Here is a 15,242-nt window from a genome sequence, read left to right on the forward strand (position 1 = left end):
TTATATGGCAATGTCTTTGTCAATTTTTCCATCGAGCATTTCAATCAAGCGGGTTCCAAAATCGGCATTCTCACGGGAATGGGTGGCTTGGATGATTGTTGTTCCTTCTTTGTTCAGTTCTTTAAATACTTCCATGATCTCTTTTGCCTGTGCAGAATGGAGGTTTCCAGTGGGTTCATCCGCCAACAGAACCCGTGGTTTGCCGGCAATTGCCCTTGCGATACCTACAAGTTGCTGCTGACCACCTGAAAGTTGTTCGGGGAAAAGGTCCTTTTTGGCGACCATATTGAACCTGTCCAAAAGGTCAGCGATGATGCTTTTTCGTTCACTCCCGGAAACATTCCTATACAAAAGTGGCGTTTCAATATTTTCATACACCGTCAGTTCATCGATCAGGTGGTATGCTTGGAAGATATATCCGAATTCAGATTTATGTAGAGCAGAGCGCTCTTTAGATTTCATTTTGTTGATTGACCTTTTATCAAAGGAATATTCCCCTTCATAATCTTCATCCAACAATCCGATGATATTGAGCAAAGTGGATTTGCCTACACCGGAAGGTCCCATCAAGGTGAGGAATTCCCCCTGATCAATCGTCAGGTCAATTCCTTTCAATATAAAAACCCGCTGAAAACGCGATTCGATGAATTTGTCAATGTGGTTGAGTTGAATCATTTTATAGACGTGAGATGTGAGACTTGAGATTTGAGATTTGAGATATAAGAAACTAGACTGAATGGGTTGTAAAGAATGGAATTGCCTCCAAACTTTTCTCATTTCCCCTTAACCCAATCCTATGCCATAAAAAAAGCTCATTATTGTTCGAATAAGGGCGTTTTTTGAAAAAAATCAATTTAAAGTTTCGAACATTTTTGTTCGCATGCGGACGATAGAGCGTTATCTGCGTCTTTCTGCAGGAAAAAATTAAACCCCTTTTCTCTGTGCTCTCTGTGACCTCAGTTGTAAGATAATAATTCTCTTTACGGCTTTGGCGAAACCTCAGTGGTAAAATTAGATTTATGACAAATTCACTTACATGTCCGACAATACCACCTAACTTATACAAAATTCAAAAAACATGAAATTTCAGATTAAAATTACTTCATTCAAAACCATAGACGAGGTTCAGGAATATTGGTCCACGGCTGATTACATCCAACTTTTAGACCTTTTCGGGTTTCCTGATGCCGGGGCCGCCGACGAGGATTCTTTGAGAGAACTACTGATGATGGCTATTACCGATTATGAACCCAACGAAGCCGCGGCGATTGTGCTCGAGTATAAACTAAGCGAAGACCTTAACAAAGGTCAGATCGAGCAGATCTCCAACGACATGCTCTTGGATAAGATCGCTGAGGAATATCCAGAGATCAGCCTACACGGCACGCTCTTTCACGTCAACCAACTGCTGTACAAAGCCTTCAACGGCAAGTTCCCCAACATCAAAGCAAGTCAGTTTGAGTGTACCATTACTCCGCAAGACAAAGACGGGAAGATAGAAATCACCAAAGAAGCAGCGCTCAAATTATTGGATGAAGGACTTTCGGACAGCAACCTGATCAAAAGACTCTTTGGGGATAAGATGACAGGAAATATTCCTTTTCCGGAAGCCGAGTCTATCCTTTGGAACTTGGATTCAAAAGACGGAACAAACTTAAAAGTTCTGACTTCAGAATATTGGCTGAGCCAAGATGACCTGATAGCGGATGAGTTTGAAGGGGATTATGAGGAGAGTGAGGAGGAAGAGGATTGATTCTTCTTTCTTACTCTAATCCATCATTATTAATTTAGAATTCTTAATTTCGGTCGTCTCGCCTCTTGCTTCTTGTCTATCGCTTCTTTTTCATTCCTCATTATTAATTCATCATTGAGAATTCCCCTACTCGTCCTTAAGCGTCTTCGCCGGATTTTGCAGATTCACTTTGATAGTGCGGTAGCCGATGGTCAAAAAGGAAATCAGCGCCACCACCAAGATCGCTGCAACATAGACCAAGGGTGAAACCTCCATTTTGTAGGCAAAACCTTCCAACCATTGCTTAGAAAACCATAATCCAAAACCTACTGCCAAGACCGAGGATATTCCCAAAAGGGTGAAGAAATCCGCAGAAAGTACTTTCAGGACATCTCCTGAAGTTGCGCCCAAGACTTTGCGGATGCTGATTTCTCTGGTTCTTCTTAAGGCCACATAAGACACCAATCCAAACAATCCCATGCAGGCGATGAAGATGGCAATCCCTGCAAAAAGGCTGAAGATGGTCCCGGTTTTTTCTTCCGAGCTGTACATGCGTGCATATTCCTGATCGACAAACTTATAATTGAAAGGCCGGTCAGGAGCCAAGGTCTTCCAAATCACTTCCATTTTGGCCAAATGCTCAGCAGGATTTCCTTTTGGAAGTTTTGCCAAAATCACATTGGATTGCTCAGGATCGACCATGATCGCCAAAGGACCAACCTGATGATGAAGGGAATTGAAGTAGAAGTCGGCGACGACGGCCTTGACATAGGTTGGTGAACCGAAATTCAATTTTTTGCCCACAGCTTCTTCATTGGTCCATCCCAGTTCTTTCACAGCGGCTTCATTTAGCATTACTGCATGTTCGATATCCGAATCCCTTGCAGCAGTCCTTGTCAATTCATCTGCAGCAAAATCCTCTCCTGCCACTATATTAAATCCGAGGGTTTTGACGATATCCGGATCGACAGAATAGCCCGTTATCATCATTTCTTTCTCATTGCCAAAGCCTGGAAAGATCTTATATCCTGCCTTGATATAGATCGGCATGTCTGCGGCCAAGGTCACGGATTGTGCCGCGCCGGATCTCAGGAGTTCGCTTTTGAGGCTTCCGACGGTTTCCCGCATGTTATAGTGATAGGTCAGCGCCACCACTTCCTCTCTGTCATAGCCAAGGTTGACTTTACGCATAAAGTCCAATTGCTGCTGTACGATCAGCGTCGCCACCAACAAGCCAATGGATACAAAAAACTGGAATACGACAAGGCCTTTGCGAAGCCAAGCTCCTCCCCCGATCTTGATGTTTTTGCCAAGCGCCCGCAGAGGTTCCATGCCCGAAAGAATCAATGCAGGATAAATCCCCGACAAAATCCCGATCAACAGCAACAGTCCAAATATTGCTACCATACCGACAGGAGAAGCCAAAAGATCCAACTGAAGCGGCACACCGGAAAAGTTTTCAAATGGCCGTGCAATAAAATACAATGCCAATAGGCTAAACATCAAGCCGAAAAAGGTGAGGATAAAGGATTCGGAAATAAACTGACCAAAAAGCTGCATCCTGCTAGCCCCCATTACCTTTCGCAAACCTACTTCCTTGTTTCTCTCGGTAGCCTCTGCTGTCGCAAGGTTGACATAATTGATGATCCCGATGAAAATCAACAAAACCGCTACCAAGCCGAAGATATAGAGTTGCCGGATGTCTGAGGTAGGTTTGACAGTTTGGAGTTGGTTGTCCCCAAGGTGGATGGAAGTGACAGGTTGGAACAAAAAGGAGGTCTTGAAGCCATAATTGTTCATGTCCTCACCCATGTATTTTTCGACCATCTGATCCAGTTTGGATGTGAGAGCCGTTAGGTCGGCATCAGGTGTCAACTTCGCATACGAATAGTAATTGGAGGGTGACCATTCGGGATTTTTCCCATGCCGGTGTGTGGCAAAAGAGGCAATAAAGTCAAAATCCAAATGGCTGTTGGAAGGAAAATCCTGCATGACGCCTGTGACAAGGTATTCCTTTCCGTCAATCTTCAGCGTTTTGCCAATGGCCTCTCCGAAATTTTTGAAATACCTTTTTGCAGTGCTTTCGGTCAAGACAATCTGATTAGGTTCTGCCAATACAAGGTTGGGATTTCCTGAAATCATCTCAAAATCAAAAACCTTAAAGAAATTCTGATCTGCAAAGGCAAACTTGTTTTCCTCCTGATTTCCCTCTCCTACATCCACCATGACGGATGAAAAAATACTCAGGTCAAAAACCAAAGTTCCGATTTCGACTTCAGGCACTTCTTCCATCAAAGTCGGGACGAGCAAGGACGGTGTTGACCCTACCAATTGGGTTTCCCCGCCGGAGATAAATTCCTGGTTGAACTTGTAGATCCTTTCCGAGTCGGTGTACATCTTGTCATAGCTCAACTCGTGGTAGATGTAGAGCGAGATCGCCAAAAAACTGACAATGGCAATCGTCAGGCCAAGGATGTTGATCCCTGTATACAGCTTCCGCTTGGAGAGATTTCTGAAGGAGACTTTAAAGTAGTTTTTCCACATATGAAGGAGACATAAGATTTAAGACACAAGATTTAAGACAAAAGAAAATAAAGCCGAAAAGCGAGAGACGAGACTTGGTTAATTCAGAATTATGAATTCCGAATTAATAATTAATTATCATCCTTTCTAACCTCCCACTTCCATGCCAATCCAAAAACTGCCAAAACAGTAAATAATCGCTGATTGGAGGTGAAAATCCATAAAATCACGGACATTAATGTTCGCCTACGGTCAAAAAAAAAAGCAAGGCCGGGACAAAATCCTGACCTTGCTCAATATGACTAAACTAAAATACCTCTATGAAAAGAACGTTGCGGTTTGTGAGGCGGAAAACCTTGGTCCAAAACATCCATTCTAATTGTCCTTGAAAATAGTTGGCTTAGGATTCAGGAAAATTAAAACCGTTTTTGTGTTGCTTGAATCACTTAAGCCCAAAAACATGCCAAAGGTCAAAACCTCGCTACAACTTCATCTGGATGGGTTTCAATCTAAATCCTTCCTTGAATCCGAACAGTATTCGTCCAGTATCGGTCAAAACAATTACAGGATAAAGGTGTTTTTTGGGTATATTGTTAAGATTTCCTTTTGCTGAATTCCCTTCGAGCCATGAAAAAAATACTGCTTCCCATATTTCTCCTTTTCTCTGTATCCTACCTTTTTGGCCAAACCAAAACCAATGCCATTTACACCTATAAAACCCCTGACCGGGACGGCACTGGCAAAGTCTATATGGGAAGGGAAATATCACAGGTCATGAACTTTATGGGTATGAGTTGGCTGGAACGCTCTACCCGTCCACAGGAAGAAAACACAGAGTTGGCAATCAAAAACTTGCCCATTGACAAAGAAAGTGTGGTCGCAGATATCGGGGCGGGATCGGGATATTACACTTTCAGAATCGCCAAAAAAGTACCTGAAGGCTTGGTCTACGCCGTCGAAATCCAGGATCCTGCGATCAAATACCTTGAAGAGCGCAGCAAAGAACTCGGTTTTGACAATGTGGTTACGATCAAAGGAACCGAGAAATCGCCTATGCTTCCCGATGATTCCATCGATCTCGCCATTATGGTGGACGTGTACCATGAGTTAGAATATCCGCATGAGGTTCTGCAGAACATCAAAAAATCCCTCAAACCGGACGGCAAACTCCTTTTGATCGAATACCGGGGAGAAGACCCCAAAGTCGCCATCAAAAGACTCCATAAAATGACTGTCGATCAAGTCACCAAAGAGTTGTCAGCCAATGGCTTCACCCTAGTCCAAAACGGTCAGTTTATGAAAATTCAGCACTTTTTGGTTTTTGAGAAGAAGTGAGCGTCCGTCATTCTAGGTGCAGCGAAGAAACTCAGTTTAAGTAGTTGTAATCGTTCTAGTTGTTGTAATGGTTGTCTGCTTCGCGTTATCAGGTTTTCAGGTTGGAGAATCCCTTAGTTCAAGTCTTCGGACTTGGGCTTTCATTGCCTTGGGTCTTTCGGTTGTCTTCTGCGCTTCGTCAATTTTGTCTAGTTGGGGAATCCGTCCTCTGAATTCATAATTCTGAATTCCCCAAGTCTTATGTCTTTAATCTAATATCTTTAAGATTTGTAAGATTCCAATTCCAGGTTATGCACCAAATAATCGGTGAGTTTTTCCCATTGTATTTTTTGGAATCCCAACCACCCGCCTGCTGCGATAAGGGTATTTATCCATTTTCTTCCTGCCGCTTCTTCACCTTGATTATTGATTGCCTCATCTTTACCGATTTCATAGGCATAAATCACCAAACCTTCTCTTTTGATCATAAAAGTGCTTGTCGCGTCGCTTGTAAAAAAATGTTCGGTCTCATCTTCTTCCTCATTCCTATTTAGTTTAGTCCTTTTTGGCTGGGGACTTGGACTAACGGTAAATTCTGCGATGTCGGTTGAATCTTTTATTTCTATGATTTTAACCCAGTTTTCTGGCAACTTGCCCGGTAGCGTGATCATTATAAAATCTCCCTCTTCCGGATCATTGGTAAACTTAATTTCCCCCTTAGACTTGTAAAGCTGAAATGAGCTGGTTATTCCCGGCATATTGGACCATTCATTAACGCTGAACAACTTCTTCTTTGACCTTTCAAATTCCCTTTCAGCAATGGCTTCATTTTCAAATTCATTTTGGCTAGAAAAAAATTTATCCTTGACATCCTCCCCTGTCAATGCATCTTTTACATTCCCGATCTTTTCCTTGACTGTGTTTATTATATCTTTAAGTCCCATGACAATACTGTTTAAATGTGATAATTTTTTGCTGTTGTTACTTCCATGAAAACAATTTTTATGCTGTATCGAATCTTGTTTATATAAAAAATCAGGTCAACAGGTAATGCCTGCCTAAAATATGATATCGAGTTCCTGTCAACAGGGAATGATTAAAAAATAAAGTGATTCAATCTTAATTTAAGTAAGTCAAAAAGTCATTTTTTAAAGACAAGTCTTCGGTATTTTACTTTACATAATTGGCTATTGTGCAGGAAACACCACATTTTATCACTTTCTTTTACCAGGTGACTTGCGTAAAGGTTCTTTTTGGATGTGATGGTTGTCTGCTTCCCGTTATCCGGATGTCTGTTAACCGGAGTTGTAAGCTTTTAGACTTCTGACCTCATACTTCTGACTTCTTCATACTTCCCACTTCCAACCTTTCTTTCACTCACTCTTCAGCACCTTCGCAGGATTGATAAGAGCGGTTTTTATTGCCTGCGAGCTGACTGTCAAAAAAGCAATCCCCAAAGCTGCCAAGGCTGTCCAAAGGAAGATTTTCCAATCAATTGAGATTCTATAATCAAAGGTTTCCAACCAAGAATCCATAAAATACCATGTAACCGGTATTCCCAACAATACTGCAATCAGGACCAACTTTGTAAACTCGGAAGATATCAACCTGACCAAACCAAGGATGGAAGCGCCTAAAACTTTCCTGACTGAGATTTCCTTTCTTCGTTGCTCTACAATGAAAGTGGCCAATCCAAAAAGCCCCATGCAGGAAATCAGAACTGCCAACGCGGTAAACAAACCTGCCAATTCAGCAGTCCGCTTCTGGGATTCAAACTTTCGGGCATGTACCTGATCCACAAAGTTGTAGTCAAAAGGAGCTCCCGGATTGAACTTGGCAAAAACGGCAGCAACATTTGCCATCATCTCGGTATAGTCCTCCCTGGGATTAAGGCGGACATGGATAAAAGTCAAATCCCGCTTTGGCCCAAAAACCAAAATCGGTAAAACCTCATCAAAAGGTGAACTCATAATAAAATCCTTTACCACCCCGACGACAGTAAAACTCAGGTCATCATCCTGTATCACCTGTCCTAAAGGATCCTCAAACCCCATTCTCTTTGCAGCAGTTTCATTGATCAAAACCGCATTGCTGTCGCTTTGGAAAGTATATACATCAATGTCCCGACCTGAAATCAGTTCGAATCCGGCAGTCTGGACCAAGTTCGCATCCGTTCCCATCCGGAACATCGTTGGCATGTAACTATCCTCTTTGCCCTGCCATTTCATCATATTGGTATCACTGTGCAGATCTGTAATGGGAGAAAAAGTATAACTGACGGAATTGACCTCTTTCAGAGCCAACAGTTCATTGCGGAAAGCCACCATGTTTTCCCGCATTGTTCCCGAAACCTGATGGTAAATCAGGTTTTCCTTTTCGAATCCTAAATCCCTGTTTTGGACATGGTCCATCTGATCCCGGATTATCCAAACGCTCGAAATCAAAATAGCTACCACTGCGAATTGGAAAACCACCAATGCCGCACGTGGATTGACCCAATATTTGCGGGCATTCAACTTCAGTTTGAAAACAGCCGTAGGCTTGAAGGAACTCATAAAAAAAGCAGGATAACTTCCGGCCAATATCCCGATGACCAGAATATAGGCCAAAGAAATCATCCAAAACAAAGGTTGGGTAAATGGACTTTGAAGTTCCTTTCCGATAAAATCACTGAACCATGGCAATGTGATTGCCACAATTGTCAAGGCAAATCCATAAGCAAACAAGGCGATCATGATTGATTCGACCAAAAACTGCCAAACCAACATTCCCCGATCAGCACCGGAAATCTTCCTGACACCGACTTCTTTTGCCCTATTTTCACTTTGGGCAGTGCTGAGGTTGATAAAATTTATACAGGCCAACAACAAAACGATAATCGCAACTCCGCCAAACAAACGGATCAGCTCGATCCGTCCACCTACCGAAACCCCATTTTCAAATTTGGAATACAAATGCAGGTCGGATACGGGAAACAAAAAATCACTTACATTTTTATCCTCAGTATTCATGGAAGTAAAACCTGAAAACTTCTCATTGAAACCTTTTAAGTCAGCATTTTCATCGAGCATCGCAAAAGTACGGTAGGAATTATTGCCCCAATAAGGATCTGCCCATCCCATTGACTCCAATTTTTTGAATGGGAGGAAAACAGTGTAATCAAAATTTGTGTTTTGGGGTAAATCTTGGACAATTGCCATGACTTGAAAATCAAGCTGTTTTTCAATGACAACTGTTTTACCGATGGGATCCTCCTCACCAAAAAGTTTTTCTGCTACAGATTTTGTTAGGATAATACCGTCCGGAACGGACAAGGCAGCTTCTGTATCTCCTGAAATTACTTCAAACGTAAACAGCTTAAAGAAGCCCGGATCTACAAAAGTGGTTTTTTCATAGAAGCTATTTGATCCCACAGTCAACAGATGCGGATCCCATTCTGTAAGCCTTGTGGTTTCCTCCACTTCGGGGAATTTATCCTTCATCGCAGGACCATAAGGTGCGGGCGTATAATCCCAACTCATCACTTCACCGTCCATAGTGGTATTACGCCAAACCGCATAAAACCTGTCCGAATGGGCATAAAACCTGTCGATAGAAAGCTCAAACTGGATCCAGAACAGGATCAAGACCGAGGCAGCAATCCCGATTCCAAGCCCTCCAATATTGATAATAGAAAATCCTTTACTTCTCAGGATATTTCTCCAGGCGATTTTCAGATAGTTTTTCCACATGGGGTTAATTGATTGAAAGATTGGAAGATTGGAAGGTTGGAAAGTTATAAGGTTGTTGTTGTAATTGTTCTAGTGGTTGTAATGGTTGTCCGCTTTGCGTTGTCAGGTTACCATTGTTGCCGCGTTGTTTGCGGGGCTTCGTACTTGGTACTTAATACTTGGTTCTATTTGTTATAATTGTTGTATTTGTAGTCGAGTTATTAGGTTCTCTAATTGCAGAATCCGACATTCTTAATTCATCATCCTTAATTCTGAATTTCCCAAGTCTCGTCTCTCGCTTCTCGTCTCTTGCCTCTAAATTTATTCGTCTTTCAAAATCTCCGCCGGATTGGTCTGCGCAGCCATGTAGGAATGTATCCCCACGATCAGCAGACAGAGCAACATCACCCCAAGACCGGAAAGAAAATAGATGAAATAGGGCATTTCCACTTTGTAGCTGAAGGAATCCAACCATTGGTTTAGAAAATAATAGGCAGGATACACCGCCAGGACAAACGACACCAAAATCAGAATGACATACTCTTTTGAAATCAAACCCAAAATCTGAAGAACGGACGCGCCCAACACTTTTCTGATGCTGATTTCTTTTGTTCGCTGTGCGATGGTAAAGGAGGAAAGCCCAAAAAGACCCAATGCTGAAATGACAATCGCAAGGATGCAGGCCATGCCCAACACATTCCTGATCTTCAGGTCTTCTTCATAAAACTTGGAAATGGCCTCATCCAAAAACTTGAATTCGGATTCATCATAGGGGTAGACCTCTTTGAATATCCCCTCCATTTCGGTTTTGGCGAGGGCAAGGTTATAGCCATTTTCGAGTTTGACATTCAGCACATTCAGTCCCTCCGGAATATAACTCAACACCATCGGTCGGATTTCCTCCCTCAATGTTCTTGAGTTAAAATCATTGACCACACCAACAATTTTTCTTTGGGTGGCCCCAAACCTCACCATCAAACCCACCACTTCATCAGGATTTGCTACACCGATTTCTTTGGCAAAAGCTTCATTGACCATGATTTCGTCCTTTTGATTGGATCCTGTTTTTCCTGCCAATACTTTCAGCCCATTGACTGCCACGAAGGCCGAATCGACATTTTTGACTTGGACAATATGACGCGATTCTGAAGTGTCTTTTGGTACATACAAATCAGAAGTCCAAAGCCCGTCGGAGGACACCACATCCCCGCTCAAACTTGCATTTTTGACAAATCCGAACTGGGAAATTCTCTCTCTTATCCTTTCGGCCTTGTCCACACCCGCCATAAAAGGAAGTTGGGTAAACATTACCGCATCCCGCTCAAAGCCCAAAGGTTGGCTCGATAGGTACTTCATCTGGAAAGAGATCACCGAAACCAAAATGATAAAAGCGATAGAACTTGCAAACTGAAGGACGGCCAGGTTTTTTCTCAAAAAAACCCCAATGGAAAACTTCCCACTTTGCTCCTTCTCTCCTTTGAGGGCACGCTGTGGATCATAATTGGCCAAAATAAGCGAAGGGTAAATCCCCGCCAACAATGTCAAAACAATGGAAATCACCGCCAAAAACCCAAGGTTCTCCAGACTGAGATAATCCACTTCCAGGCCTGAAGGAAGATAATTTTTGAAAACCATGGCCAATCCCTCGGTCAGCACAATGCTCAGGAGGCAGGAAAAGAAAACAATCAGGTATGTTTCTGACAAAAACTGGAAGACCAACTGCGACCTGTCGCCGCCAAGGGTTTTTCGGATTCCCACTTCTTTTGCCCTACCGATAGCTTGGGCTGTTTCGAGGTTGATAAAATTCAGGCATGCCAGCGTCAAAATGATCAGGCCTATAAAAATCAGGCCTTTCAAAAACACCTTGGAGACAGATTGTGAACCCGGATCGGATTGGTCAAAATGGACTTCAGCCAAAGGTTGAAGGGTAAACCTTGAACTTCCTCCTTCTTGGTTAAGGTTTTTTTCGGAGATTTTATCCAAACCTGTAATCAAGTCGGATTCGGTTTTGGAAGCTTCTTTTTTGATAAAAAGCTGGGAACTGGAATTGACATTTCCCCAAGAATCAAGCCCATACCAATTCTCCTTGTCCAAGCTCTTGATGGTGGAATAGGAAATAAAATCAGTAAAGACGAGGTCGGTATTTTCTTCAAAATCCGCCACAACACCCGTCACCTGTGCAGAGATGGTATCTGAATCCGAATAAATGATTTCCTTGCCCAAAACATCCAAAGGCTGTTGTTCGGGAAAATATTTTTCCAAAGAGGCAAGACTGATTACTGCCGAATTGGGGTTTTCGAGTGAATTTTCAGGACTTCCGGCAAGCCATTTTCTGGGGAAAATTTTAAAAAATCCTGCATCTGAAAAAGTCACTGTATTAGATCTTCCCATTACTTTATTGGATTCGGGAAGTATCACCAATGTTTCCCAAAGGGTGTAAAGTCTTCCCTTATCAGCGATGCCGGTCAACTCGGAATCTACCACCTCGCCCAGAGGTCCGGGCACAGCGGAGTTGGAGAATTCTCCATCCCCAAAATCGGTGATCATCCCTACCCGGAAAATATTTCCTGAATCGGGGTGAAATTTGTCAAAGCTGTGGGAATACCAAACGATGTTGAAAATCAGGAAACAGATGGATATCCCGATTGACAATCCCAAAATATGAATACCTGTTCTGAGTTTGTTTCTTTTCAGATTTCTCCAGCCGATGAGTAAGTAGTTGCGGATCATAGGGTAAGGGGGGGTAATGTGGTGGAAGTGGTTGGATTGGTTGTAGTTGTTGTAATGGTTGTAGTTGTTGTAATGGTTGTCAGGTTGTCATTGTTGTCGGAATCCGTCATTCTGAGTGTAGCGAAGAATCTCTTTAGCCCTTGAGACTCTTCACTACGTTACCAATGACATCACCGATGCTTAGGATATCTTGATTCTGATTTCGATAAAACTTATTTTTTCGATTAAATTTCCTCCTGCTTTAGCTGGAGGAGAAATAAAAGCACCGATCTCCTCGGCTTTAGCCAAATCCTATCCACCTTCATAAATCCAATCTCATTGTTTTGGCTAAAGCCAATATTTTGCTCGGCATTTATTTGTGAATGGGCTAAAGCCACATTCCTATTCAACCTCAATATTCCAACATGTCATTCCCCATTTTGAACATTCTTGAAATTGTTGAAAACTCAGAGTGACGTTCTTTATTAATTCATAATTCTGAATTCCCCAAGTCATAATTCTCAAATTACTCCCCTCTTAATGAGTCCACCGGATTCGTCATCGCTGCCCTGACAGACTGTACTCCCATCACTGCCCAAGCAACAAACAGAACCCCCAACGCAGAAAATACAAATATCTCCCAACCCAAGTCTATCTTGAATTGGTAATCTTCCAACCACTTACTCATGCCGAACCAAGCCAATGGCGCAGCAAAAACGAAAGCGATCAAAACCAGTTTGGTAAACTCTTTGGACAATAAATAAACTATTCCTCCCACACTTGCTCCAAGTGCTTTTCTGATGCCGATTTCTTTTCTCCGTTGCTCCGCGGTATATGCCGTCAAAGCAAACAGGCCAAGACAGGCAATGAATATTGCAAAGACGGTGAAGGCAGCGAAAACCTTTCCTACCCTGGATTCTGCCTTATACATTTCTCCAAATCTGTCGTCCAAAAAGGAATAATTGAAAGGCTGACCGGGAGCAATTTCCTTCCATTTGGACTCCACAAGCTGTATGACATCTTCAGTATCCTGGGCGTGGAACCTGAAGGATGCATATCCCTGTGGTCTTCTACTTGGAAATATCATCACTCCACCGATATTTTCTTTGAGTGATTCGAAGTGAAAATTCTCTACAATCCCGACTATGGTTTTAACCTCTAATTTATTTTGGTCAAAACCATCAGTGGGGTTGCCATCAAAGGTAATAATCCGCTGACCTAGCGGGTCTCCCTCGAAAGCAAATTTTGTCAATGCAGATTCATTTAAAATGACCGCACCGGAATCGGAAGGAAAATCCATTGAGAAATCCCGTCCAGCTATAATTTTCATTCCCAGGGTATTGATGTAATCAAAATCGACAGACCAGTTTTGAATACTTACCATATTTTCCTGCTGCTTTGGGTCTTTTCCTTCCGCCCACCATGGATTGTCAGACCTCCACGTGCCGGATACGGGTAGGAAACCGCTAAAGGTTCCTTTTTCAATCAGAGGACTTTGGGTAATCTGATCCTTGAATGACTGTGCCTGATCTCCCAGCGCATAGATATCCTCGATCATGATCACTTGTGCTTTGTTGAAACCAAGCTCCTTTTTCTGGATATAATTGAGCTGGCTAAAAACAGATACCGTGGCTATAATCAAGATGATAGAAACCGCAAATTGAAACACAACCAAGCTGCTTCTCACCGAACCGCTTCTCATGCCTGACAGATTTCCTTTCAAGACCTTGACAGGTTCAAATGCCGAGAGGAAAAAAGATGGATAAATACCGGCAAGAAGCCCTACAAAAATAGCTCCTGCCAACAAACTCAAATAAAACAAAACATTGGTATAAGGTATCTGTAAACTCCTGCCCGCAAGTTCATTGAAATACGGAAGTAAAAGCCCGGCCATAAAAAGCGCAACAAAAAAAGAAATCATACTCATCAAAAAAGTCTCTGTCAAAAACTGCCACATCAAATCTTTTTTGCTTGACCCAAGTGCTTTTCTGACGCCGACCTCTTTGGCACGGCTAGATGACCTTGCTGTGGAAAGGTTCATGAAATTGATGCAGGCAATCAACAGGATAAACACCGCAACTGCAGAAAACATGTAGATATAGGTAATACTGAAATTGGGTTCAAACTCACCTAGGAGGTTACTATAAAGGTGGATATCCAACAAGGGCTGAAGGGTATATTTAATTTTATTTCCCCCTTTTTCAAAATCTTCTATGGTACTTCCCATGACCTCTTTCAATGCCGGAGCAATATGGGTCGAGATCAGTTGCTTGAGCTTTTCTTCCAAAATCTTTGGGTCCGATCCCTTTCTTAGCAAGAGGTAGGTTTGGAAATTGTTACTGAGCCAAAACGTAGATTGAGCCTCCTCCAAGCCTTGAGAAGCCAATATCAGGTCAAAATGGAAATGGCTGTTTGCCGGCATATCTTCATAGACCGCAGTGATTTTATAATCTTCTTTGTTGTCCAAAATCAGGCTTTTGCCCACAGCACTTTCATTGGGAAAAAACTTGTCCGCTGTTTTTTTACTGATGGCCATCGTATTGGGTTCATCCAAGACTCCATCTTTACTTCCTTCGAGAATGGGAACAGTGAAGATGTTGAAAAAGTCCTTCCCGGCATAAATCACATCGTTCTCCTTGATATTTTCCTCTTCTCTTTTGACCAGAAAAGATCCATTCTGCCTAAAATGAACCGAAGCTTCCACCTCGGGAAACTCAAGCGCCAAGGCATCCGACATGGGCGCCGGCGCAAAAGTCATATTCATGTGGTTACCCCCAAAAATGATTTCAGAATTGATCCTGTAAATCCTGTCGGCATGGGCATGATGCCTGTCGTAGCTCAACTCATTGTACAAAAAAAGAGAGATGATGATACACAGGGCAACACCAATAGAAAGGCCAAGGACATTTACCAAAGAGATTGTCTTTGTTTTCCAAAAGCTCCTTATTGCGGTTTTAAAGATGTTTTTGAACATGGGAGAATGGTGGTTGTAGTGGTTGGAAGGGTTGTAGTGGTTATAATTGTTATCGAGTCAGAACCGTCATTCTGAACCCGAGCTTGCGGAGGTGATGAATCTCTTTCTTTTTGTTGTCATTGTTGTCAGGTTTTCCCCAGTACTTGATACTTAGTACTTGATAGTTGGTTTTATTTGTTGTTCTTGTTGTAGTGGTTGTAATGGTTATCGAGTTTCATTGATATCAGGTGGTCCTTGTCGTTGGATTATCGAATCATTATTTATCCATCATTTATAATTC

At 42.4% G+C, this 15,242-nt stretch carries 8 protein-coding genes; 2 read left to right on the forward strand and 6 right to left on the reverse strand.

The window, feature by feature from the left end:
• Positions 1–675 carry an ABC transporter ATP-binding protein gene (locus tag M3O96_RS00595; RefSeq protein WP_249717591.1) on the reverse strand — a complete coding sequence of 225 codons (675 nt, stop codon included), beginning with the start codon at positions 673–675 and terminating at the stop codon, positions 1–3.
• Positions 676–1,078: 403 nt separating this feature from the next.
• Here M3O96_RS00595 and M3O96_RS00600 point away from each other — a divergent pair, with 403 nt between their 5' ends.
• Positions 1,079–1,753, forward strand: coding sequence for a hypothetical protein (locus M3O96_RS00600; protein ID WP_249717594.1), 675 nt, complete (start codon positions 1,079–1,081; stop codon positions 1,751–1,753).
• Positions 1,754–1,879: 126 nt separating this feature from the next.
• Here M3O96_RS00600 and M3O96_RS00605 read toward each other — a convergent pair whose 3' ends face one another.
• Positions 1,880–4,276 (reverse strand): ABC transporter permease, encoded by a 2,397-nt coding sequence (locus M3O96_RS00605; protein WP_249717597.1) that lies wholly within the window; start codon positions 4,274–4,276, stop codon positions 1,880–1,882.
• Between the two features lie 606 nt (positions 4,277–4,882).
• On the opposite strand from M3O96_RS00605, the gene M3O96_RS00610 reads away from it, so the two are divergent.
• Complete coding sequence (locus M3O96_RS00610) at positions 4,883–5,590, forward strand: class I SAM-dependent methyltransferase (RefSeq protein WP_249717600.1); 708 nt, start codon at positions 4,883–4,885, stop codon at positions 5,588–5,590.
• Between the two features lie 260 nt (positions 5,591–5,850).
• Here M3O96_RS00610 and M3O96_RS00615 read toward each other — a convergent pair whose 3' ends face one another.
• The 4 genes from M3O96_RS00615 to M3O96_RS00630 all read right to left on the reverse strand — a co-directional run bounded on the left by M3O96_RS00615 (position 5,851) and on the right by M3O96_RS00630 (position 14,962).
• Complete coding sequence (locus M3O96_RS00615) at positions 5,851–6,513, reverse strand: hypothetical protein (protein ID WP_249717603.1); 663 nt, start codon at positions 6,511–6,513, stop codon at positions 5,851–5,853.
• 429 nt (positions 6,514–6,942) lie between these two features.
• Positions 6,943–9,300, reverse strand: a complete 2,358-nt coding sequence (locus M3O96_RS00620; protein WP_249717605.1) for an ABC transporter permease — start codon at positions 9,298–9,300, stop codon at positions 6,943–6,945.
• A gap of 300 nt (positions 9,301–9,600) precedes the next feature.
• Positions 9,601–12,009, reverse strand: coding sequence for an ABC transporter permease (locus M3O96_RS00625; protein ID WP_249717608.1), 2,409 nt, complete (start codon positions 12,007–12,009; stop codon positions 9,601–9,603).
• A 505-nt stretch (positions 12,010–12,514) separates the two neighbouring features.
• On the reverse strand, positions 12,515–14,962 hold the full coding sequence (locus M3O96_RS00630) for an ABC transporter permease (RefSeq protein WP_249717610.1): 2,448 nt from the start codon (positions 14,960–14,962) through the stop codon (positions 12,515–12,517).
• Between the last annotated feature and the right edge of the window lie 280 nt (positions 14,963–15,242).

Source organism: Aquiflexum sp. TKW24L (assembly GCF_023502205.1).
Lineage (GTDB): Bacteria > Bacteroidota > Bacteroidia > Cytophagales > Cyclobacteriaceae > Cognataquiflexum.

Coding starts and splice junctions, on each gene's coding strand:
- M3O96_RS00610 (WP_249717600.1), top strand. CDS start 4,883: ATGAAAAAAATACTGCTTCCCATATTTCTCCTTTTCTCTGTATCCTAC.
- M3O96_RS00620 (WP_249717605.1), bottom strand. CDS start 9,300: ATGTGGAAAAACTATCTGAAAATCGCCTGGAGAAATATCCTGAGAAGT.
- M3O96_RS00600 (WP_249717594.1), top strand. CDS start 1,079: ATGAAATTTCAGATTAAAATTACTTCATTCAAAACCATAGACGAGGTT.
- M3O96_RS00625 (WP_249717608.1), bottom strand. CDS start 12,009: ATGATCCGCAACTACTTACTCATCGGCTGGAGAAATCTGAAAAGAAAC.
- M3O96_RS00630 (WP_249717610.1), bottom strand. CDS start 14,962: ATGTTCAAAAACATCTTTAAAACCGCAATAAGGAGCTTTTGGAAAACA.
- M3O96_RS00615 (WP_249717603.1), bottom strand. CDS start 6,513: ATGGGACTTAAAGATATAATAAACACAGTCAAGGAAAAGATCGGGAAT.
- M3O96_RS00595 (WP_249717591.1), bottom strand. CDS start 675: ATGATTCAACTCAACCACATTGACAAATTCATCGAATCGCGTTTTCAG.
- M3O96_RS00605 (WP_249717597.1), bottom strand. CDS start 4,276: ATGTGGAAAAACTACTTTAAAGTCTCCTTCAGAAATCTCTCCAAGCGG.